General features: G+C 71.4%; 19 protein-coding genes, 1 tRNA gene and 1 pseudogene. 16 read left to right on the forward strand and 5 right to left on the reverse strand.

Annotated elements, in window-relative coordinates:
• The 14 genes and pseudogenes from QT381_RS11215 to QT381_RS11280 form a co-directional block, all read left to right on the forward strand.
• Positions 1–1275: pseudogene (locus tag QT381_RS11215) on the forward strand (hypothetical protein); the annotation flags it as partial.
• A gap of 14 nt (positions 1276–1289) precedes the next feature.
• A complete protein-coding gene (recR, locus tag QT381_RS11220) occupies positions 1290–1892 on the forward strand; it encodes a recombination mediator RecR (protein ID WP_289249031.1) in 603 nt (200 codons plus the stop codon).
• Between the two features lie 148 nt (positions 1893–2040).
• Positions 2041–3306 (forward strand): aspartate kinase, encoded by a 1266-nt coding sequence (locus QT381_RS11225; protein ID WP_289249032.1) that lies wholly within the window; start codon positions 2041–2043, stop codon positions 3304–3306.
• A gap of 115 nt (positions 3307–3421) precedes the next feature.
• Positions 3422–4486, forward strand: a complete 1065-nt coding sequence (locus QT381_RS11230; RefSeq protein WP_289249033.1) for an aspartate-semialdehyde dehydrogenase — start codon at positions 3422–3424, stop codon at positions 4484–4486.
• A gap of 41 nt (positions 4487–4527) precedes the next feature.
• A complete protein-coding gene (locus QT381_RS11235) occupies positions 4528–5277 on the forward strand; it encodes an SGNH/GDSL hydrolase family protein (RefSeq protein WP_289249034.1) in 750 nt (249 codons plus the stop codon).
• A 5-nt stretch (positions 5278–5282) separates the two neighbouring features.
• Entirely contained in the window at positions 5283–5855 is a 573-nt protein-coding gene (locus QT381_RS11240; protein ID WP_289249035.1) for an SGNH/GDSL hydrolase family protein, read from the forward strand.
• A gap of 3 nt (positions 5856–5858) precedes the next feature.
• On the forward strand, positions 5859–7388 hold the full coding sequence (locus QT381_RS11245; protein WP_289249036.1) for a malate:quinone oxidoreductase: 1530 nt from the start codon (positions 5859–5861) through the stop codon (positions 7386–7388).
• A gap of 95 nt (positions 7389–7483) precedes the next feature.
• Positions 7484–8659, forward strand: coding sequence for a sensor histidine kinase (locus QT381_RS11250; protein WP_289249037.1), 1176 nt, complete (start codon positions 7484–7486; stop codon positions 8657–8659).
• Positions 8656–9810, forward strand: coding sequence for a hypothetical protein (locus tag QT381_RS11255; protein ID WP_289249038.1), 1155 nt, complete (start codon positions 8656–8658; stop codon positions 9808–9810). The genes QT381_RS11250 and QT381_RS11255 overlap by 4 nt, the downstream gene beginning before the upstream one ends.
• Positions 9800–10459: a response regulator transcription factor gene (locus QT381_RS11260; RefSeq protein WP_289249039.1), complete on the forward strand. Its 660-nt coding sequence runs from the start codon at positions 9800–9802 to the stop codon at positions 10457–10459. Before QT381_RS11255 ends, QT381_RS11260 begins: the two co-directional genes overlap by 11 nt.
• Positions 10459–11124, forward strand: a complete 666-nt coding sequence (locus QT381_RS11265) for a thymidine kinase (protein ID WP_289249040.1) — start codon at positions 10459–10461, stop codon at positions 11122–11124. The genes QT381_RS11260 and QT381_RS11265 overlap by 1 nt, the downstream gene beginning before the upstream one ends.
• A gap of 107 nt (positions 11125–11231) precedes the next feature.
• Positions 11232–11492 (forward strand): hypothetical protein, encoded by a 261-nt coding sequence (locus tag QT381_RS11270; protein WP_289249041.1) that lies wholly within the window; start codon positions 11232–11234, stop codon positions 11490–11492.
• Positions 11489–11686 (forward strand): hypothetical protein, encoded by a 198-nt coding sequence (locus tag QT381_RS11275; RefSeq protein WP_289249042.1) that lies wholly within the window; start codon positions 11489–11491, stop codon positions 11684–11686. The genes QT381_RS11270 and QT381_RS11275 overlap by 4 nt, the downstream gene beginning before the upstream one ends.
• A gap of 66 nt (positions 11687–11752) precedes the next feature.
• Positions 11753–12196: a MarR family transcriptional regulator gene (locus QT381_RS11280; RefSeq protein WP_289249043.1), complete on the forward strand. Its 444-nt coding sequence runs from the start codon at positions 11753–11755 to the stop codon at positions 12194–12196.
• 107 nt (positions 12197–12303) lie between these two features.
• On the opposite strand, the gene QT381_RS11285 is transcribed toward QT381_RS11280, so the two are convergent.
• From QT381_RS11285 to QT381_RS11295, 3 genes are all read right to left on the reverse strand, one after another.
• Positions 12304–12377, reverse strand: a tRNA-Pro gene (locus QT381_RS11285).
• A gap of 25 nt (positions 12378–12402) precedes the next feature.
• On the reverse strand, positions 12403–13368 hold the full coding sequence (locus QT381_RS11290) for a metallophosphoesterase (protein ID WP_289249044.1): 966 nt from the start codon (positions 13366–13368) through the stop codon (positions 12403–12405).
• The gene (locus QT381_RS11295; protein ID WP_289249045.1) at positions 13368–16010 is read right to left on the reverse strand and encodes a transglycosylase domain-containing protein; all 2643 of its coding nucleotides are present in this window, start codon (positions 16008–16010) and stop codon (positions 13368–13370) included. The genes QT381_RS11290 and QT381_RS11295 overlap by 1 nt, the downstream gene beginning before the upstream one ends.
• A 67-nt stretch (positions 16011–16077) precedes the next feature.
• On the opposite strand from QT381_RS11295, the gene sp36 reads away from it, so the two are divergent.
• Together sp36 and QT381_RS11305 are read left to right on the forward strand one after the other, a co-directional pair.
• The gene (sp36, locus tag QT381_RS11300) at positions 16078–16251 is read left to right on the forward strand and encodes a Sp36 family protein (RefSeq protein WP_289249046.1); all 174 of its coding nucleotides are present in this window, start codon (positions 16078–16080) and stop codon (positions 16249–16251) included.
• The gene (locus tag QT381_RS11305; RefSeq protein ID WP_289249047.1) at positions 16248–16706 is read left to right on the forward strand and encodes a RidA family protein; all 459 of its coding nucleotides are present in this window, start codon (positions 16248–16250) and stop codon (positions 16704–16706) included. The genes sp36 and QT381_RS11305 overlap by 4 nt, the downstream gene beginning before the upstream one ends.
• A gap of 404 nt (positions 16707–17110) precedes the next feature.
• Here QT381_RS11305 and QT381_RS11310 read toward each other — a convergent pair whose 3' ends face one another.
• The gene (locus QT381_RS11310) at positions 17111–19759 is read right to left on the reverse strand and encodes a transglycosylase domain-containing protein (protein WP_289249048.1); all 2649 of its coding nucleotides are present in this window, start codon (positions 19757–19759) and stop codon (positions 17111–17113) included.
• Between the two features lie 259 nt (positions 19760–20018).
• Positions 20019–22034, reverse strand: a complete 2016-nt coding sequence (gene acs / locus QT381_RS11315; RefSeq protein ID WP_289249049.1) for an acetate--CoA ligase — start codon at positions 22032–22034, stop codon at positions 20019–20021.
• Positions 22035–22416: the final 382 nt, after the last annotated feature.

The raw sequence follows: 22416 nt of genomic DNA on the forward strand, positions 1-22416 counted from the left end.
GACCCGGCCGCCGCGGTCAGGGCCGCCGCCGCGGCGCTCGCGCGTCCCGCGGAGCCGGCCGCGGCATCCGCTAGCCCGGGCGCCGGGCCGGCCGCGGCATCCGCCCGTCCCGTCGCCGGGTCGGTGAACGCGCCCGCGGGGCCCGTCGACGCGCCGTCGCGGCCGCACGACGACGCCGAGCCGGCGGCGCTCACCTCCGCGAGCAGCACGACGACGCCCGAGCCGACGCCGGAGCCCACCGTGCGGCCCGTCGGCGAGCTCACGCTGCAGCACGTGCGCGACGCCTGGCCCGAGGTGCTCGAGGCGCTCGAGGAGGAGGACCGCCGGGCCTGGGTCGTCGCGGTCACCGCGCGCGTCATCGACCTGCGCGACGGCGACATCCTCACGCTCGGCTTCCCGAGCGAGAACGACGTGGCGCAGTTCAAGCGCTCCGCCTCGGACGGCGACGGCGTGAGCGTGAGCGAGGCGCTCCGCGAGGCGATCGTCACCGTGCTCGGGGTGCGGGTGCGCTACGTCGCGCGCGCCGAGAGCCCGCGGGCGGATGCCGAGGGCCCGCGGAACGACCCGGCCCCGCGTCCGAGCGCCGGTGGCGGCGCCGAGTCGCGTCCGGGCGCCGACCCGCGACCGGCGGGTTCCGCGCGCCCCGAGGATTCCGTGCGCCCGGCGACGACTGTGCACCCGGCGAGCGCTGCGCACCCGGCGAGCGCCGCGCGGCCGGCGAGCGCCGCGCGGCCGCCGGCGGGAGCCGCATCCGCTCGTCCGGCCCCGTCCGGGCCGGTGCCGGGCGCCGGGCCCGTCACGACCTGGGCGGTCGCCGCGATCCCGACCGCGGCCGACGAGCCGCCGATCGACGACGCTCCGCCGCCGCCCGAGGACCCGGGTGAGCCGGGCTGGGCGGTTCCGATGAGCGACCTCGGCTGGGCGGACGGGGCCCCGCCGCGCGAGGAGATCGACGCGACCGCGATCCCCGGCATCGTGCGCGGATCGCAGGTCGCGGCGGCGCCCCGGCCGGCCCGAGACGCCGCGGCCGCCGCGGCACCGGATGCCGCGGACGAGGACGGCGCGGACGACGCGGAGCCCGACCCGGCCGCCGCGCCGTCGGCGCCGGCTCCCACGGCCGGCTCCGGTCCGGCCGCCCCGGCCCGCCGCGCCCCGACCACCGCGGCGCCGGGGAGCGGGCCGCGCTACGGTGAGGCGGTCGTGCGCGAGATCCTGCAGGCGCAGTTCATCGAGGAGCAGAAGTACACGCCGCGGGTCGTCCCGAGGCCCGAATGAGCGGGGTGAGCTGAGTGGCCTACGAGGGCATCGTGCAGGACCTCATCGACGAGTTCGGACGCCTGCCCGGCATCGGGCCGAAGTCGGCGCAGCGCATCGCGTTCCACATCCTGCAGACCGAGAGCTTCGACGTCCAGCGGCTCTCCGAGCTGCTCAGCGGCCTGCGGGAGAAGGTGCGGTTCTGCGAGATCTGCGGAAACGTCAGCGAGCAGGCTCAGTGCTCGATCTGCCGCGACCCGCGCCGCAATCCGGCGCTCGTCTGCGTGGTCGAGGAGGCGAAGGATGTCGCGGCGATCGAGCGCACCCGCGAGTTCCGGGGGCTGTACCACGTGCTCGGCGGCGCCATCTCGCCGATCGACGGCATCGGGCCGGACGACCTCCGCATCCGTCAGCTGCTGACGCGCCTCGCGGACGGCACGGTCACCGAGGTGATCATCGCCACGGACCCGAACCTCGAGGGCGAGGCGACCGCGACGTACCTCAGCCGGCTGCTCGTTCAGCCCGGCCTGCGGGTGACGCGCCTGGCCTCGGGGCTTCCGGTCGGCGGCGACCTCGAGTACGCCGACGAGGTCACCCTGGGCCGAGCCTTCGAGGGCCGCCGCGTCGTCGACGCCTAGCTGCTCCCCGACCCGCGCCGCCCGGCCCCGCGCCGCCCCAGGAGTCGTCCCCGATCTCATCGAACGTCGCGAGCGCACCCGGCCGCGCTCCGCCCGGTAGCATTTCGGGGGCGCGTCGCGCCGCATCCGCAGTCCCCAGGAGCCACCCGTGAGCCTCATCGTGCAGAAGTTCGGCGGGTCGTCCGTCGCCGACGCCGAGAGCATCAAGCGCGTCGCGAAGCGCATCGTCGAGACCAAGAAGGCCGGCAATGACGTCGTCGTCGCGGTGAGCGCGATGGGCGACACGACCGACGAGCTCATCGACCTGGCGCACGAGGTCACTCCGATCCCCGACGCGCGCGAGATGGACATGCTGCTGACGACGGGCGAGCGCATCTCGATGGCGCTGCTCGCGATGGCGATCAAGACCCTCGGCTATGAGGCGCGCAGCTACACCGGCAGCCAGGCCGGCATGATCACGGATGCGCAGCACGGCGCGGCGCGGATCGTCGACGTGACCCCGGTGCGGGTGCGCGAGGCCCTCGACGAGGGCGCGATCGCGATCGTCGCTGGCTTCCAGGGCTTCAACCGCGACTCGATGGACATCACGACGCTCGGCCGCGGCGGATCGGACACCACCGCCGTCGCCCTCGCCGCGGCACTCGACGCGGAGGTCTGCGAGATCTACACGGATGTCGACGGCGTCTACACCGCCGACCCGCGCGTCGTGCCGCTCGCCCACAAGATCGACCGCATCTCGAGCGAGGAGATGCTCGAACTCGCGGCGGCCGGCGCGAAGGTGCTGTACATCCGCGCCGTCGAGTTCGCGCGCCGTCATGGCGTCACCCTGCACGTGCGCTCGTCGTTCAACAACAACGAGGGCACCCTCGTCTACAACCCTGCGGAGGGGGAGTCAGTGGAAGAGCCGATCATCACGGGCGTCGCCGGCGACCTGACCGAGGCGAAGATCACGGTCGTGGGCGTTCCCGACATCCCGGGCAAGGCCGCCGAGATCTTCACGATCGTCGCGAAGGCCGGCGCCAACATCGACATGATCGTGCAGAACGTGTCGGCCGCAGCGACGGGCCTCACCGACATCTCCTTCACGCTGCCGAAGGCCGAGGGCCAGCGCGTGCTCACCGCGCTGAACGCCGAGAAGGATGCCGCCGGCTTCGCCAACCTGCTCTACGACGACCAGATCGGCAAGCTCGCCGTCGTCGGCGCGGGCATGCGCACGAACGCCGGCGTCTCGGCGAAGCTGTTCACGGCGCTCTCCGACGCGGGCATCAACATCGAGATGATCTCGACGAGCGAGATCCGCATCTCGGTCGTCACGCGCGCGGACACCCTCGCCGACGCGACCCGCGTCGTGCACACGGCGTTCGGCCTCGACGCCGCCGAGGCCGCGCAGGTGCACGGCGGCACCGGCCGCTGACCCGCCGGCGCCGCGCGCGTCGTGAGACGTCGCGAAACGGATGATTCGGTCCGGGCGCGCACGACCGCGTCGCCTCTAAGATCGGTTGATCCCCCTCGCGAGCCAAGGAACAGACATGAGCAACGGAATCCGCATCGGCGTCGTCGGCGCCACCGGTCAGGTCGGCGTCGTCGTGCGCCGCCTCCTCGAGGAGCGCGACTTCCCGATCTCCGAGATCCGCTTCTTCGCGTCGGCGCGCAGCGCGGGCACGACGCTGGCGTTCCGCGGCGAGCAGATCGTCGTCGAGGACTCCGCGCTGGCCGACCCGACCGGTCTCGACGTCGCCATCTTCTCGGCCGGTGCCACCGCCTCGCGCTCGCTCGCACCGCGGTTCGCCGACGCGGGAGTCACCGTCATCGACAACTCGTCCGCCTGGCGCATGGACCCCGACGTGCCTCTCATCGTGAGCGAGGTGAACCCGCACGCGCTCGCCGACGTGCGCAAGGGCATCATCGCGAACCCGAACTGCACGACGATGGCCGCCATGCCGGTGCTCAAGGTGCTCGACACCGAGGCGGGCCTCGAACGCCTCATCGTGAGCACGTACCAGGCGGTCTCCGGCGCGGGCCTGAAGGGCGGCGTCGAGCTGCTCGAGCAGGCGCGGGCCGCGGTCGAGCAGGATGCCATCGGCCTCGTGCACGACGGCTCGTCGGTCGAGTTCCCCGCCGCATCCGCGTTCCCGAAGACGATCGCGTTCGACGTCGTGCCGCAGGCCGGCAGCTTCGTCGACGACGGCCTGTTCGAGACCGACGAGGAGAAGAAGCTCCGCAACGAGAGCCGCAAGATCCTCGAGCTGCCGGAGCTGCGCGTGAGCGGCATCTGCGTGCGCGTGCCGGTGTTCACGGGCCACTCGCTCGCGATCAACGCCGAGTTCCGCGACGCGCTGAGCGTCGCGCGCGCCAAGGAGCTGCTCGCCGCCGCGCCCGGCGTCGTGCTGACCGACGTGCCGACGCCCCTCGAGGCCGCCGGCACCGATCCGTCGTACGTCGGACGCATCCGTCAGGACGAGGGGGTGCCCGGCGATCGCGGGCTCGCGCTCTTCATCTCCAACGACAACCTGCGCAAGGGCGCCGCGCTCAACGCGGTGCAGATCGCGGAACTGCTGGCGGCGCGGCTGACGGCGTCGACGGTCGCGGTCTAGTCCCGGTCGTCACGGCGGTCGCGATCAGGGCGGGGGAGCGGATGCCGCACCCGCGTCCGTCGCGCCGGCTCGCGCGTGCGCTGTGGCCGGTCTCCGTGCTCGCCGCCCTCGCCCTCGCGGGCTGCGCCGCCGCGCCGACGACCGCGGCGCCGGAGACGAGCGCACCGCCCGCATCCGGTGCCCCGAGCGGCACGCCGACGCCCGCATCGACGGCGATCCCGCGCGGCAGCCGGGTCGCGTTCTACGGGGACTCGTACACCGTCGGGTTCGGAGCGACCGATCCGTCGCTGCGCTGGTCGACGCTGCTGTGCGCCGATCGCGGCTGGATCGAGCTGAACGACGCTCAGGGCGGCCTGGGCTTCCTGCTGAACCGGCCGAGCTTCGGGGCGGGCGATCGCGTCGACGCGATCATCGCCGAGAAGCCGGACGCGGTCGTCGTGATGCTCGGGCTCAACGACGTGCTCGGCGGATACGGGGACGACCCGCGAGTGGCCGAGCGCATCGCGTCCGACATCGACCGGCTCGGCGCCTACCAGCGCGCGAGCGGCGCGCGGCTCGTCGTCGTCGAGCCGATGTGGTTCAAGGCCGAGCGCCCGCCGGGACTGCAGACCGTGATCGACCTGGTGCGGGCCGCGACCGTGCGGGCGCACGGGCTGTTCGTCGCGGGGGCGAGTCACTGGCTCGACGACCATCCGGACTGGTTCTACTCGGACGGGCTGCATCCGAACGACGCGGGCTACGCGCAGATCGCGCTGCGTCTCGAGGGCGCGCTCGACGCGAACGGGACCTGACCGGGATGACGCCGGGCACCGCCACCGTCGCCTTCTACGGCGACTCCTACACCGAGGGCATCGGGGCGAGCGATCCGTCGCTGCGCTGGTCGACGATCGTCTGCGCGGCCCGCGGCTGGCGGGAGCACAACGTGAGCGTCAACGGGCTCGGCTTCGTGCGCAATCGCGTCGAGTTCGGCGATCGCGACACCGTGCAGCAGACGATCGACGCCCGTCCCGACATCGTCGTCGTGACGATGGGGCTCAACGACAACTTCGCCTACCCGCTGACGCCCGCCGCGATCCGCGAGCAGATCGGACGCGACCTCCGCCGCATCCGTTCCGCCCTGCCCGACGCGCGCCTCATCGTCGTCGAGCCGTTCTGGTACACGGATGAGCGCCCCGAGTCGGTGCCGGTGATCATCGGCTGGGTGCGGGCGGCGGCGGCCGCGGTCGGCGCCGACTGGGTGCCGGGCGCGAGCCGCTGGATCGAGGGCCGCCCGGAGTGGATGGCGAGTGACGGCCTGCATCCGAACGACGCGGGATACGCCGAGCTGGCCCGCCGCATGGACGCCGCGCTCGCGGCGCTGGGCCTGTGACGGATGCCGCGGCCCGTCCGCCTGGGAGCGCACGGTTCGACGGGGATAAACTCGAGAATCGTGGCTGAACCCATCGACGTGGTCCTCATCGGCGGCGGCATCATGAGCGCGACGCTCGGCACGCTGATCCGGCAGGTGGAGCCGGACTGGACCATCCGGGTGTTCGAACGGCTGAGCGAGCCCGCCCTCGAGAGCTCGAACCCGTGGAACAACGCGGGCACCGGCCACGCGGCGCTGTGCGAGCTCAACTACGCACCCGAGAGGGCCGACGGGTCGGTCGACATCTCCTCGGCGATCAAGGTCAACGAGCAGTTCCAGGTGTCGAGGCAGTTCTGGAGCTTCCTCGTCGGCGAGCAGCTGCTGCCCGAGCCCGAGTCGTTCATCAACTCGACGCCGCACATCTCGTTCGTCTGGGGCGCGAAGAACGTCGCCTACCTGCGCAAGCGGTTCGAGCTCATGCGGGACCACCCGCTGTTCGCGGGCATCGAGTACACCGAGGACGCCCGTGAGCTGCGCGAGTGGGCACCGGCGCTCATCCCGGGTCGCGCCAGGTCGCAGCCGATCGCGGCGACCCGCAGCCTCGCCGGCACCGACGTCGACTTCGGCGCGCTGACCCGCGCGCTGCTCGACGGGCTCGTGGCGGGGGGTGCCGAGCTCGACACCGACACGAGGGTGACGGGCCTGCACCGGGAGAAGGACGGCCTGTGGCGGGTCGACTACAAGCGCCTCATCGGCATGACGCCGCACACGGTGCGGGCGCGGTTCGTGTTCGTCGGCGCGGGCGGATACGCGCTGGGCCTGCTGCAGAAGGCGCGCATCCCCGAGGCGAGGGGCTTCGGCGGGTTCCCGGTGAGCGGCGAGTTCCTGCGCACCGACGACCCCGAGGTCGTGAGGCGGCACAGCGCGAAGGTCTACGGCAAGGCGGCGGTCGGCGCGCCGCCGATGTCGGTGCCGCACCTGGACACCCGCATCGTCGACGGCCGCGCGAGCCTCATGTTCGGTCCGTACGCGGGCTTCAGCCCGAAGTTCCTGAAGACCGGCAGCTACGCGGACCTGTTCGCGTCGATCCGGCCGGGCAATCTCATCCCGATGATCGCGGCCGGCCTGTCCAACCTGCCGCTCGTCGGCTACCTGGTCGGCCAGCTCGCCGCCTCCAAGCGGGCGAAGTTCGAGGCGCTGCGCGAGTTCTTCCCGGGTGCCGACCCGAAGGACTGGTACCGCATCGTCGCCGGCCAGCGCGTGCAGGTGATCAAGAAGGATGCCGCGAAGGGCGGCGTGCTGCAGTTCGGCACCGAGGTGGTCGCCTCCGCCGACGGCAGCATCGCGGGACTGCTCGGCGCCTCCCCGGGCGCCTCGACGGCCCCGCCGATCATGCTCGCGCTGCTCGCGCGCTGCTTCCCCGACCGCTTCCCGGGCTGGCGGGAGACGATCGAGCGGATCGTGCCGACCTACGGCAGGCAGCTCGCCGCCGACCCGGAGCTGGCGGCGGCGACGATGGCGCGCACGGCCGAGGCGCTGCACCTCACGGCCTGACGCGCGAGCGCGGGGTACGCGTGACGCGAAAGCGGGGTACGGCCGGCCGGCCGCCGTTGCGATACTGACGGGACATCGCCGACGGGAGGTGCACCGTGCCGCTGGGACTGCCGCGCCACCTCGCCGCGCGGAGCGTGCTCGGCGCCTATGCGCACGGCAGTCACGTGGCCGCGCTCGCGAGCATCCTGCTCTCGGCCGCCGTCGTGCTGAGCGTGCAGAGCGGCCAGCAGCACCTCTCGACCGCCCCCGCGGTGCTCGCCCTCGCACCGCCCGTCGCGCTGCTCGCGCTCGTGGAACGCCGGCCGGGGCTGCTGCCGGCCGTCGCCTACCTGGCGGTCGGCGGCGCGTGCGTGTACGCGTTCGCGATCGCGGCGACCGCGGAGTTCACCCTCGCGGCGACGACCTCGACGATCAGCGTCACGCTCGCGAAGCTCGCCCTCGTGCTCGTCGGGGCGGGGCGGGGCGCACCGAGCGTCATCGCCTGGGCCGTCGCGGGGTACGTCGTCGCGGAGCTCTCCGCGGCCGCCGCCGCGTGGCAGGCGGGCGGTGCCTGGGAGCCCGACGCCACGACGACGGGCGTGCTCGTCGTCATCGCGGCCGGCGCTCTCGTGCTGCGGGCGCTGCCGCGCGCGACCGTCGTCGCGCAGCCGGCCTTCGTGCGCGCCGCGCGGGCCGAGCGCCTCGCCCGGGCGCGGCGACGCCTCGAGGTGCGTGCGACCGCGCTCGTGCACGACACCGTGCTCGGGCACCTCGCGGCGATCTCGGCCGCGCCGGGCGAGCGGTTGAGCCCCGCGCTGGTCGGCACGATCCGCGACGACATCGCGCTCATCGTGGGCGGCGACTGGCTCGCGGAGGAGGCGCCGTCGACGCCGCCGGACACCGCCGTGCTCGACGGGATCGTCGCGGAGGCCCGCGCCCTCGGGCTCGAGCTGAGCGTCAGCGGCGACCGGGCACTGATCGCCGAGGTGCCCGCCCCCGCGGCCCTCGCCCTCGCCCTCGCCACGCGGCAGTGCCTCGCGAACGTCGTGCGGCACGCCGGGGTGGACGCCGCCGAGCTCGTCGTCTACGGGTCGCCCGGCGAGGTGACGATCATGGTCGTCGACGACGGCCGGGGCTTCGCGGTCGAGGCGACGCCGCCCGACCGTCTCGGACTGCGCCACTCGGTCGTCGAGCGGATCGAAGCGGTCGGCGGGCGCGCCCAGGTGTTCAGCACGCCGGGCCGCGGCACCTCGGTGCTCCTGACCGTGCCGAGACCCGGGGCGATCGCGTGAACGGCGCGCGGGAGCGCTCGCTGCAGCAGCTCGATCCGGTGCACGCGCTCGCCGCTCGCCCGCTCGCCGTCCTGGCGGCGGCCACTGCCGCCGGGTACGCGATCGCGATGACGGTGCTGCACGCGAGCGAGATCGGCTCGATCGCCCTGGCGGTCGTCGCGCTCGTGCTCGTGGCGGCATCCGTCGCGGTGCTCGTCGTGGGCACGCGACCGGAGCGCGCGCCGCTCCGCTCGGGAACGGCGAGCCTCGCCCTCGCCCTCGTGGCGCTCGCCGCGATCGCCTGGGCGGGCGCCACGGCCGGCACCAACCGGTTCGCCCGCGACGACTGGGCCGGCGGCACGATCGCGCTCGTGCTCGTCGCCCTCGTTCCGTATCGCCCGGCGCGCGAGCTCGCCGTCGACGGCGCACTGTCCGCGATCCTGCTCGGGTTCCTCGGGGTGGTGGCGGCGCCGTGGTTCGCGGGCGCGCACCCGGCGACCCTGTTCGTCGTCGTCGAGATGATGCCCGTCGTCGTGGCGACCGCCGCCGCGGTGCCGTTCGTCGCGCGCCTCGTGCGCGAGATCGAGCGCTGGCGGCGAGCGGCCCGGCGTGCCGTCTTCACCGACGAGGACGAGACCTGGATCGCGCGCGCCGTGCAGCAGCGCACCGTCACCCGGCTCAACGCGCGGGTCATCCCGTTCCTCGAGCGGATGGCCGGATCCGGGTATGTGACGGATGCCGACGCCGAGGAGGCCCGGACGCTCGCGGCCGCGGTGCGCTCGAGCGTCGTGGCCGACCTGGATCGCGCGTGGCTCGCATCCGTCGTGTCGGACGTGGCCGCCGAGCTCGGCATCGCGACGGTGCCCGCGGACGCCGTCGCCGACCCGGTGCACGCGGGCGAGCGCCTGACGGTCGACCAGCGCTCGGCGCTGCGGGCGGCGCTCACCGCCCTGCTGCAGCATCCGGCGTGCGACCCGGCCTCGCTCCGCGTGCGGTCGAGCGTCGCCGACGAGCGCCATGTGGTCGCCGTCGTCGTACGATTCGATAGCGCCGAAGCCGAGCTGCGCCGGGCGCTGGCGCCGTCCGCGGCCATGCTGCGCATCCTCCTCCCCCACCTGTCGGTCGCGTTCGCGCGACCGCGTCTGACCGTGAGGTTCTCGAATGACCGCTGAACGAGAGCGCCCGCCGGTGCGCCTGGCCATCCTCGACGATCACGAGGTGCTGCTCGACAGCCTCGCCACGTGGATCGCCGCGAACGCGAGCGACTTCGACGTCGTGCTCGTCGCGACCACGTGGCGGGAGCTCGTGCACTCCGAGCAGTTCCCGACCGACCTCGTCATCCTCGACTTCCAGCTCCGGGAGCCGGTGTCGATCGAGGCGCGCGTGCGCACGTGTCGCGCCGCCGGGGCGAAGGTGATCGTGCTGTCGAGCCTCGACGGCCAGGAGTCGCGTGACCGTGCCCTCGTGGCCGGCGCCGCGGCGTTCGCCTCGAAGACGCAGCCGCTGCGCGAGGTCATGGACGTGGCCCGCGGCGTGATGGGCCTGCCGGTCGGCGGCTCGCCCGAGCGGTACATGCGCGCTCCGGTCGCGGGAGCGCTCGGCGGCTCGCGCCCGAGGCTCAGCGCCGGCGAGCAGGAGGCATTGCGCCTCTACGTCTCCGGCTTCTCGACGTCCGAGGTCGCGGCGCGCATGGACGTGCAGTACGAGACCGCGAAGACGTATCTTCGACGGGTGCGCGAGAAGTACGCGCGGGCCGGACGGCCCGCGAGCAAGAAGACCGAGCTCATCCGCCGTGCGGCGGAGGACGGCTACCTGCGCTGATGGCGAAGCTCTACTTCCGCTACGGCGCCATGAACTCGGGCAAGAGCACGGCGCTGCTGCAGGCGGCCTACAACTACGAGGAGCGCGGCCAGCAGGTGCTGCTCGCGAAGCCCGACATCGACACGAAGGGCGAGGCGTCGATCGTCTCGCGTCTCGGCGTGACCCGCCGGGTCGACTTCACCATCGGAGCGGATGCCGACCTGCTCGAGCTGTTCGCCCGCAACCGCGCCCGCACCGTCGAGCTCACGGGCCGGGATGTCGCGTGCCTGCTCGTCGACGAGGCGCAGTTCCTCAGCGAGGTGCAGGTCGACGACCTGCTGCGCATCGCGATCCTGGAGGACGTGCCGGTGCTGGCCTACGGCATCCGCACCGACTTCCAGACGGTCGCGTTCCCCGGCAGTCGCCGGCTGCTCGAGGTGGCGCACTCGCTCGAGGAGCTCAAGACGATCTGCCGCTGCGGACGCAAGGCCGTGTTCAACGCGCGACGCATCGGCGATGACTACATCTTCGACGGCGATCAGGTGGCGATCGACGGCGTCGACGTCACCTATGAGTCGCTGTGCGGCACGTGCTACCTCGAGGAGAGCGGCGGCGTGCTCAACAGCGGGCGTCGCATCCGGGGCGGGTTCAGCTACCAGTCCGGCCCGGATGCCGATTTCACCTGATTGCCAGAAAATACGGTAGGTGTAACACTTGCCGAACCACTCACGAGATGTCACACTTCCCGTAGCAGAACACCCCCGCTCGGGGGGTGCCGGGAGGGACGGGTCGCGTGGACGCACTCCTCGGACACGATCGATCGGCTGAGCTTCACGCCTCGGCGTGGGCGAGCCCCGACCGCGGGCTCTGGGTCGCGACCGCCGACGGGTGCTACCACGGGATGGTCGAGCGCGTCGGCGCGGTGTACCGAGCGATCGACGATCGCGGGGTCGTGGCCGGCGAGTTCGACACGCTCGGCGAGGCGCAGCGCGCGCTCCACGCCGCCCAGTCCATCGATCTCGGTGAGCGCTATGCGAAGGGGGCGGCAGCATGACCAGCACGCCGGCACATCGGCTGTACGAGTGGCACGGAGCCGAGAAGGCCCGCGCCGCCGCCCGCGAGCAGTGGAATCCGGTGCGGATCGAACTCGACCGCACCAGCGCGCCTGTCTGCACCGGATGCTTCGGTCCGGTATCAAAGGTGGTCGGTGGCTGGTGGTGTGATTCCTGCGAGACAGCCGTCGCATGATCCGCTGACCGGCATCGACCGGGCGGCGGATGATCCCGGGCGGCCCGAACACGCGGAGGAGGACAGGTGGCCATCGTGCGCACGTCCACGGAGATGAGCACGCTCGCGCGGTCCATCATCGACGTCGCGGATGCGGTCGCCGCTCTCCGCGGACGGGTCGGCTCCTCCTACAACGTCTCCGACAACGAGCTGCGCGCCGCGGTGCGCGTGGCGACCGGACTGGCGTACACGCCCAAGGCGCTCGCCGCCCTGCTGGAGCTCTCCACCGCCGCGGTGACGGTCATCGTCGAGCACCTCGTCGACCGCGGGATCGCGACCAGGCGCCCCAACCCGCACGACCGCCGGAGCACGATCATCGAGCTCACCGACCTGGGACACGAGATGGTCGAGACAGAGCTGAGGGCGCTCGACGCGACGCTCGACGCGATGGCCGACATCGATCCGCAGGCCGCCGCGCAGGCCGCGGCCCTGCTCGCCGCGATCTCCGCCCGCCTCCGCGCCGGCGACTGAGCGCTCGCGCAGTGCTGAAGAGGGCCGCGGCAACCGTGCTGCCCCACACCGGCGGCGAGGACGACGAAGGCCCGGTCAGATTATCGGTCTGACCGGGCCTTTTTCTGTCGGGGTAGCGGGATTTGAACCCACGACCTCTTCGTCCCGAACGAAGCGCGCTACCAAACTGCGCCACACCCCGCGGCCGCGCCGGAACGCGGACCTCGTCAAGGATAGCCGATATCCACGCTCGTGAGTTCCACGAGCACCGCCTCCGGCGGCGTCGCGAATCGCACCGGCGCGTAGATCGAGTTGCCGATGCCCGCGGACACCTCGAGGTAGGCCGTCCGACCCGCGTGATGCCACAGCGAGAGGCCGCTCGCCTGGCCGCGCGGGATGTCGCAGTTCGTGACGAGCGCCGGCCGGAACGGGATGCGCACCTGGCCGCCGTGCGTGTGCCCGGCGAACACGACATCCGCCCCCTGCGTGACGAACGCGTCGAGCACGCGCCGGTAGGGCGCGTGCGTGACGCCGATGGTCAGCGCCACGGGAACCCCGTCGTCGAGGTCGGCGACGTGCTCGCGCATGTCGTCGACGACCCGGGGGAGCACGTCGAGCCGGTCCCAGCCGCGGTGGGCGTCGCTCGTGCCGAAGAGCTCGACCCGGCTGCCCGCGATGCTCGTCGTCGCCGCCTGGTTGTTGAGGCTCGTCCAGCCGAGGATCGACTCGAAATAGTCGTGCAGTCGCGCGGTGTCGAGGTCGGGATCGGGCTTCGGCTTCACGGACGGGCCGCCGAAGTAGCTGAACGGGCTCTTCGCGACCGGGCCGAAATGGTCGTTCGATCCGTCGACGTAGACCCCGGCCATCCCCGCGAACGGGGCGAGCGCGTGCTCGAGCGCCGTGTTGGCCTCCGCATGACCGAGGTTGTCACCCGTGTTCACGACGAGGTCGGGCTCGAGCTCGGCGAGCGAGCGGATCCAGTCGATCTTGTGGCGCTGCCACGGCGCGAGGTGGATGTCGCTGAGGTGCAGCACGCGCATGCTCGCGGCGCCGGGCGGCAGCACCGCGAGTCGCTCGTGCCGCACGCCGAACAGGTTGCGCTCGATGACGGTGCCCCAGAGCGCGGCGACGCCCGCCAGTCCGCCGACGACCCCGAGACCCGCGCCGAGGGCGCGACGCGTTGCGGCACCCATCAGCAGGCCGCGTGCGCGACGGTGATGGTCACCGTCTTGCCCTTGGTGAGCACCGTGCCGGCGGCCGTGCTCACATCGACCACCCGGCCCTCGGTGGGCAGGTTCGGGTCGTTGGGCTGGCCGGTGGCCGGATCGATCACCTGCGTCGGGGTCGCCCGGCAGACCGAGACCGGCACGAGCCCGGCCGCAGTGATCGCGGCGTCCGCGGCGCCCTCATCCGTCGGCGTGCTGAGCAGGTCGGGCACGGTCGACTTCGAGCCGTCGCTGATGAAGACGCGGATCTTCTGCCCCTTCGACAGCGACGAGCCCTCCGGCGGCAGCTGCTTGCCGATGGTGCCGGCCGGCTCCGCGGAGGCGACCGTGTCGTCCTCCTCGGAGTAGACCATGCCGAGCGACTCGATGGCGGCCTTGGCATCCTCCGGGCTCATGCCGACGTAGTCACCGACCTTGACATTGATGCCCTTGAGCAGACGCTCGGGAGCCTCGGGGAACGCGTCGCCGCCGTACATCTTGTCGGCGACCGTGAGGTAGGCCTTCATCATGGGGTGCCGCTGCTGGCCGCCGCAGCCGAGCCTGCAGTAGCTGCGGATCGGGAAATTGCCCGAGATGTTGCCGTACCAGATGGTCGTCATGAGCTTCGTCGAGCCCATGGTGAGCCAGGTCTGCTTCGACGAGTTCGTGGTACCGGTCTTCGCGATGAGCGGCGTGCCGTCGTGCGGATTGCCCGCGTAGCGAGACGCGCCGGTCTGCATGGCGGACGCCGCTGCCGCCGCGACCTCGGGATCGACCGCCGCGACCGTGCAGTCCTGCGCCTGCCCGGGCAGCTCCTGGCCGGCGCGCTCGAACTTGTCGACGGCGATCGGCTCGCAGAACGTGCCGTTCGCGGCGATCGTCGCGTAGGCAGCGGCGAGGGTCATCGGGGCCACCTCGTCGACGCCGAGGATCGAGGCCGGAATGGTCGACAGCGCCTGCAGGTCGGTCGCCTCGTCCATGTCGGTGTAGGCGCGGTCCTTGGGCAGCAGGGCGGCCCGGTGCATGCCGAGGGCGAGGGCGATCCGACGCGTCTCGCACAGGTCGAGCTGCAGCGCCATCTGCACGAAGCCGCCGTTGATCGACTGGGCCATCGCATCACGCACCGAGTAGTAGCCGGACTCGTTACTGTCGTTCCTCGGCGAGTAGCTGCCCGCGGTGTACGGGCCGTTGCACGAGTCGGTGAAGTCGGCCTGCGGTGTGCTCACGCGAGTCACGTCGACGATCTCATTGAGGCCGTGGCCCTGCTCGAGCCAGTTGAGCAGGGTGAAGAGCTTGTACCCGGAGCCGGGCTGGAACCCGCTCGAACCGCCGTAGGCGAAGTCGGTGTTGAAGTTGATCGCGCTCGTTCCCGGGCCGCCGCCGCCGTCGGCCTTGTCGCGATTGTCGAACTTCTTGTTCTGCGCCATCGCGAGGATGCGACCGGTGCCCGGCTCGATCGACACGAGGCTCGCGCCCAGCTTGAACTGGGTCTCCTTGATGGGTGCCCACTGCCGCAGGATGCCCTGCGCGGTCTTGTTCAGGCGCAGGTCGAGCGTCGTGTAGACCGTGTAGCCGCCGATCTTCCAGTTCGCCTGGCGCTCCTCGACCGAGTCGCCGAGCGACGTGAAGTCCTTGACGCTGCGGGTGATGTAGTCGCAGAACTGGCGCGCGTACTGGTTGGCGACGATGCATCCGTTGGTCGCCGGGGCTAGGTGCACGCTGTCGTCGTCGACGGGCGTCGCGAGCGCCTCGTCGCGCTCGGCCGTCGTGATCCAGCCCTGATCGGCCATCACGCGGATGATGTGGTCGCGGCGCGCCTGATTCGCCTCGTAGTGGGCGGGGTTGTCGAGGCTGCGCTCGCCCGGCGACTGCACGATGCCGACGAGGCTCGCGGCCTGTGCGACCGTGAGCTTGTCCGTGGTCGTCGAGTAGTAGCGTTCGGCCGCGCTCTCGATGCCGTAGACGTTGCCGCCGAAGCCCGCGATGTTGAGGTAGGCGAGCAGGATCTCGTCCTTCGAGAGTGACTTCTCGAGCCCGATCGCGCTCTTCATCTCCTTGAGCTTGCGATCGATCGACGGGTCCTGGCAGTCCTCCCGGATGGCCTTGTTCTTCTCAGCCTCCTGGCTCGCCTCCGGGTACTCCGTGACCTTGTCGGTGATGCAGAGGTTCTTGACGAGCTGCTGCGTGAGCGTCGACGCGCCCTGCAGGTCGCCGCCTCCGACGTTCGCCACGAGGGCGCGAAGGATGCCCTGCGGGTCGACCGCGCCGTGCTGGTAGAAGCGCACGTCCTCGGCGGCGAGGGTGGCGTGCTTGATGAGGTCGGTGACCTCGCTCTCGGGGATCGCAATACGGTTCTGGAAGTAGACGGTCGCGATCTGCGTGTACTTCGGCGTGCCGTCGTCCTTCGTGCCCGAGATCGCCATGATCCGGTTCTGCTGCGGCGGGGTCGTCGCCTGGGCGACGTACGACGGCAGGTTCTCGAAGATGTCGGTCGCGTTGCTGGCGGCGACGGATGCGACGGCGAGCCCCGGCACGAGGGCGACGGAGGCGAGCAGACCGGCGATGGCGCTGAGCCCGACGACCCCGAGGAGTGCGGACGCGGCAGAGGGGCGTCTGGTTCCGGCAGCCATAGGCTAGAGGGTACCCGAGCACCCCCGGCGACACTCTGAGCGCGAGCCCGACACGAGAACGGCCCACATGACCACCTGGGAATACGTCACCACGCCCCTGCTGATCCACAACACGACGGCCATCCTGAACACCTGGGGCGCGCAGGGCTGGGAGCTCGTGCAGATCGTCACCGGTCCCGAGGGCGGCCTCGTGGCCTATCTGAAGCGTCCGGTCGCGTCGAGTGCGGAGGGGGCTCAGTGAGCGTCGCCGAGCGGCTGGCCGAGCTCGGCCTCGAGCTGCCGGCAGTCTCCGCGCCCGCCGGGGCGTACCTGCCAGCGGTCGTCACCGGCTCGCTCGTCTACACCGCCGGTCAGCTGCCGTTCGCCTCGGGCGTGCTGCCCGCGACCGGCAAGGTCGGCGCCGAGGTCGCAGCGGATGACGCGAAGGCCTACGCCCGCACGGCGGCCCTCAACGCGCTCGCGGCCGTCGCGGATGCGATCGGCTCGCTCGACCGGGTCACGCGCGTCGTCAAGGTCGTCGGCTTCGTCGCATCCGACCCGTCGTTCACCGGCCAGCCGGGCGTCATCAACGGAGCCTCCGAGCTGCTCGGCGAGGTCTTCGGCGAAGCGGGCAAGCACGCGCGCAGCGCGGTGGGCGTCGCAGTGCTGCCGCTGGACTCGCCCGTCGAGGTGGAGCTGATCGTCGAATTCGCGTAGCCCGTCCCCGCCCTCCGGTGGTTGAGGAGCGCACGAGCGCTGCGCTGCCCTCCGTTGGTTGAGGAGCGCACAAGCGTAGCGAGTTCGCGTCTCGAAACCACCAGCCGCACGGTCGAACGCGGCCACGGTCGAGCGCCGACATCACGGAAATGCAGGAGCGTGGCGCGGCGCGCGTGAAGCCCGCCCCGGTATCACGCGAGCGTCTCTGCGGTGACGCTCGGGTGCTCCTGCATTTCCGTGATCGAGGGGAGGGTTTCCGCGGTGGAGCCGGGCTGGGCGGAGCGCCCGGAGGAGGAGCGCCGGCGTCACACGCCGGTGGTTGAGGAGCGCACGAGCGTAGCGAGTTCGTGTCTCGAGACGCCGGCTCGCTGTGCTCGCGGGCTCCTCGACCAGCGGGTTGGTCGCTAACAGGTGGGCTGGGCGACGCCGATGCGCACGAGGCCGTCCTTCGCCTTCACGGTTCCGGGGTCGGGCGCCTGGTCGACGACCGTACCCGTGGGCTCGCCGACGGTGACCGGCGTGGTCGTGCCGTCGATGAGGCCGTCACCATCGGCATCCTGCGCTGTGGTGTCGCCCGAGGCGACGCAGTAGACCCCCACGGTGAGCCCCGCGGAGGAGATCTCGGACTGGGCGTCGGCCTGGGTCATGCCGGTGTAGTCCTCGACCTCGATGCCCGCTCCATCGCTGATCGTGAGCGTGATGAGCGCGTGCGGCGAGCCGGTGCCCTTCGGGGCCTGATCGATCACGGTGCCCTTGGGCTCGGTGCCGGTCTTCGTCATCACCGAGCTCGGGTCGTACGTGAAGCCATCGGCCACGATCTTGGCTGCGGCCTTCGCCTCGGTCATGCCGATGTAGCTCGGCACCGGCACCTTGACGCCGGTGTTGTAGATCGGCTCCGGCTGCTGGAACTCGCCACCCGGGTAGAGCTGGTCCATCTTCGCGAGGATGGCGCGCTCGATGAGGTGCCGCTGGTTGCCGCCGTACGTGCCCCCGCCGGAATACGTGCGGATCGGGAAATCGCCCTGGATGTTGCCGTACCAGACGGTCGTCGCGGCGCGCGTCGAGGCGCCGGTGACCCAGGTCTGCCTCGAGTCGTTCGTCGTGCCCGTCTTGCCGATCAGCTGCGTGCCGTCGCGCGGGTTCGACGGATAGGCCGCCATGGCGCCCTTGAGCGCCGACTGCGCGGCCACCGCGACCGGCTCCGGGATGCCACGGGAGCAGTCAGCGGTCTGGCCGCCGAGGTCGGCGCCCGTGCGGTCGACGACCTTGTCGAGCACGATCGGCGCGCAGTACACGCCGTCGTTCGCGATCGCCGCGTACGCGGCGGCCACCGTCAGCGGGGCGATCTCGTTGACGCCGAGCACCGAGGACGGGTTGTTCCACAGCTCGTCGCCGTCGGCGCGGTGCACGCCGAGAGACGTGGCGATCTTCGACGTGTCGCACAGGTCGAGCTGGAGGGCCATCGAGATGAACGCGCCGTTCGTCGAGCGGGCGGTCGCGGACCGCACGGAGATGTTGCCGCCGCCGGAGCCCGGGTCGTTGCGGAACTGGTACGTGCCGGTGAACGGCGTCTCGCTGTCCGGGTTCGACACGAGCTTCTTCGGGTACGGGCAGGTGTCGACGAAGAGGTGCTGGTCGACCGTGCGCGGGTTTCCGTTCACGTACTCGTCGAGCCCGTGGTCGTGCTCGAGCCAGTTGAGCAGGGTGAAGACCTTGTAGGTCGAGCCGACCTGGAATCCGCTCGATCCGCCGTATTCCCGGTCGGTGTTGAAGTTGACGGCACTCGTCGTGTCGTCGCCGGTGCCCGTGTCGTCGAAGGTCTTGTTCTGGGCCATCGTGAGCACGCGCCCGGTGCCGGTCTCGACCGTGACGGCGGAGGCGCCGAGGTCGAGCCGGGTCTCGTTCGCCGGCGCGTACTGCTGCACCGCGTTCTGCGCGACCTTCTGCAGCGGGATGTTCAGGCTCGTGTAGAGCGTGTAGCCGCCGACCCGCCAGTTGTACTCGCGCTCGTCGGCGTCCTTGCCGAGCATCGCGAAGTTCTTCACGTTCTTGACGACGTAGTCGCAGAACTGCTTCGCGTACTTGTTCGCGGCGACGCATCCGTTGCGGGGCGTGGTGATCTTCAGCGAGTCGTTCTTGCTGCCGATCACGATCGCCTTCGCCTTGTCGTGCTCGGCCCGGTCGATGTAGCCGTACGCGAGCTCGTTGTCGAGGATCACGTCGCGGCGCTTCGTGTTCGCCGCGTAGTTGGCCTTCTCGTCGAGGCGCAGCTTGTCCGGCGTCTGCACGGTCGCGATGAGGCTCGCGGCCTCGGCGGTGCTGAGGTCCTTGGCGTCCTTGTCGTAGTAGCGCTGCGCCGCCGCCTGGATGCCGTACACCGTGCCGCCGTAGTTCGCGATGTTGAGGTACGCGAGCAGGATCTCGTTCTTCGTGTACTTCTTCTCGAGCTCGACGGCCGACTTCATCTCGGTGAGCTTGCGATCGACCGACTGCGCCTGGCACGCGGTCACCGCGGCGCGGTACTTCGCGAACTCCTCCTTGTCCTGCCCGGAGTTCGGGTACTTCTTGAACGCGTCGGCGATGCAGATGTTCTTCACGAGCTGCTGCGTGAGCGTCGATCCGCCCTGCGTGTCGCCGGATGCGGTGGACAGCACCGCACGCACGAGACCCTGCGGGTCGATCGCGCCGTGCTGGTAGAAGCGATGGTCCTCGGCGGCGAGCACGGCGTCCTTCAGCGCCGGGGTCACGTCGTTCCAGGAGATCTCCTGGCGGTTCTGGCTGTAGACCCACGCGATGGTGACCTCGCGGTCGCCGTCGTACGCCACGATCCGGTTCTGCTGCGGCTGGGCGCCGATCTCGTAGTCGTCGGAATCGTCGGAGAAGATCGGCAGCGACGCGGATGCCACCCCCGTCGAGACGACGAGTGCCGGCACCGCGATGATCGCGACCGCGATCGCCACGAGGGCGGGCACGCCGACGCGCCGGCGGACCGAACGCGTGCGCGCCGCCGCGGTCGATCGTCCGGGGCGTGAGGACCGGTCGCTACGAGGCACGACGGGAATCGTACGCGACGAGTCGCGTCCGGATCCGGGAGTCCACTCGACCACGGCCGGGACACAGCCGATCGTTATCCGCGCGGTGTCCGACGAGGGCTGTCGCTGGTCATGCTCGTCGTGACGCTGCGGGACTTCGACAGTTCGCCGACGAAGCGGATCTGCCGCGCTCGGGCGATCGCCCCGATCTCGCTCGCGACGTGCATGCGTGGAGGAGACGCCGTGGCAGCGAGAGCAGCCCGTCCATTCCGACGGCGCGTCACGTCTTTCGCGTCGGAACCGTGGTCGTGATCGAGGTCGTCGCGGGCGAGCCGCTCAGGTCTTCGATGAGCTTCATGACCGCAGGATCGGCGAGGGTCGTGGTGTCGCCGATGGGACGGCCCTCGGCCACGTCCCGGAGCAGGCGCCGCATGATCTTGCCGCTGCGCGTCTTCGGCAGTTCGCTGACGAAGTAGATCTGCCGCGGCCGGGCGATCGCCCCGATCTCGCTCGCGACGTGCTGCTTGAGCACCGTCTCGAACTCGGCGTCGCTGTGCTCGGCGCGGTGCCGCTCCTTCACGATGGCGTAGGCGACCACCGCCTGGCCGCTCATCTCGTCGCTCGCGCCGACGACCGCGGCCTCGGCGACGATCGGGTGCGAGACGAGCGCCGACTCGATCTCCTGCGTCGAGAGCCGGTGACCCGCGACGTTCATGACGTCGTCGACCCGGCCGAGCAGGGTGATGTCGCCGTCGGCGTCGACGTGCGCGCCGTCGCCGGCGAAGTAGATCCAGCGCCCGGCATCCGGGTCGCTGAACTTCGACCAGTAGGTCTCGACGAAGCGCGCGTGGTCGCCCCAGATGCCGCGCAGCATCGACGGCCACGGCTCGGTCACGGCGAGCAGGCCGCCCCGCGGCGGCGCGACGCGACCGCCGTTCTCGTCCAGGATGTCGACCCGGATGCCGGGCAGCGCGGTCTGCGCGCTGCCCGGCTTGAGGGTCGTGATGCCGGGCAGCGCGGCGATCATGATCGCGCCCGTCTCCGTCTGCCACCAGGTGTCCTCGACGGGCGCGGTCCCGGCGCCGATGATGTCGCGGTACCAGATCCACGCCTCGGGGTTGATCGGCTCGCCCACGCTGCCGAGCAGGCGGATGCTCGACAGGTCGAAGCCCTGCGGGATCTGCCGGCCGAGCTTCATGGCCGAGCGGATGGCCGTGGGCGCCGAGTAGAAGATCGACACGCCGTACTTCTCGACGATCTCCCACCACCGGCCCGGGTGCGGCGTGTCGGGCGTGCCCTCGTAGAGCACCTGGGTCGCGCCGTTCGCGAGCGGACCGTACACGACGTAGGAGTGGCCGGTGATCCAGCCGACGTCGGCGGTGCACCAGAACACATCCGTCTCCGGGTGCAGGTCGAACACGTTCTTGTGCGTGTAGGCGACCTGGGTGAGGTAGCCGCCCGAGGTGTGCAGGATGCCCTTCGGCTTGCCCGTGGTGCCCGACGTGTACAGGATGAACAGCGGGTTCTCCGCCTCGAAGCCCTGCGCCTCGTGCTCGGGGTCCGCGGCGTCGAGCGCGTCGTGCCACCAGTGGTCGCGGCCGTGAACCCACTCGACCTCGTTCTCGCCGCGGCGCACCACGAGCACGTCGGTGACGGATGTCGCGCCCGCCAGTGCTGCGTCGACGGCGGGCTTGAGCGGGAAGACCCGGCCCTTGCGCCATCCGCCGTCGGCCGTGATGACGACCTTCGCCTGCGCGTCGTCGACCCGGGACCGGATGCTCTCGGCGCTGAAGCCGCCGAACACGACCGAGTGCACGGCGCCCAGCCGCGCCACCGCGAGCATCGCGACGACGGCCTCCGGCACGAGCGGGAGGTAGATGGCGACGCGATCGCCCTGCCCGACGCCGAGGGCCGCGAGCGCGTTCGCCGCGCGCTTCACCTCGGCGGTGAGCTCGGCGTACGTGATCGTCCGGGTGTCGCCGGGCTCGCCCTCCCAGTGGAACGCGACCCGGTCGCCGTTGCCCGCGTCGACGTGACGATCGAGGCAGTTGTAGGCGACGTTGAGCCGGCCGTCGCCGAACCAGCGGGCGACGGGGGCGTTCGTCCAGTCGAGCACCTCGGTGAACGGCACGTGCCAGCTCACCAGCTCGCGTGCCTGGCGCTCCCAGAACGCGAGGCGGTCGTCGGCCGCCTCGCGGTAGAGCTCCGGCGTGGCGACGGCGTCCGCGACGAACGCGGGATCGGGCGCGAAGCGGCGGTTCTCGGTGAGCAGGCTGTCGATCGAATCGGTGGACATCGTCATCCTCGTGGCGTTCGAGCGCGGGAGCCGGGCGACCGCGGTGTCGGTGCCGGCGATGCCGATCCTAGGACGCTCGGGCGGGTGTGACGCGCACCGGGCGCGGGGGAGCGCGCCGTCCCCCCGTGCTCCGTGTGCGCCCCGTGTGCGGACCCTCAGAACCGGCTGTGCTCTTCGTTGCGTCGCGCGAGCATCGAGGTACACTGAAGGCCGTCGAATTCCCATATTTGACGGGCAGCGCGCATCGATTCCCCCCAATCTGCGCTGCCGTGGCGGCGCCTGTTCCCCCCAACGGGCGCCGCCCCTCTTTAACCGCTTCTTCAATCGCGTCGTCGGCCTTCCGCTCCTCCCCACGGGGTGCCGGTCGCCGGCTTCGGCCACG

It is taken from the genome of Galbitalea sp. SE-J8 (assembly GCF_030345695.1).
In the GTDB taxonomy this organism is placed as follows: Bacteria; Actinomycetota; Actinomycetes; order Actinomycetales; family Microbacteriaceae; genus JAUASV01.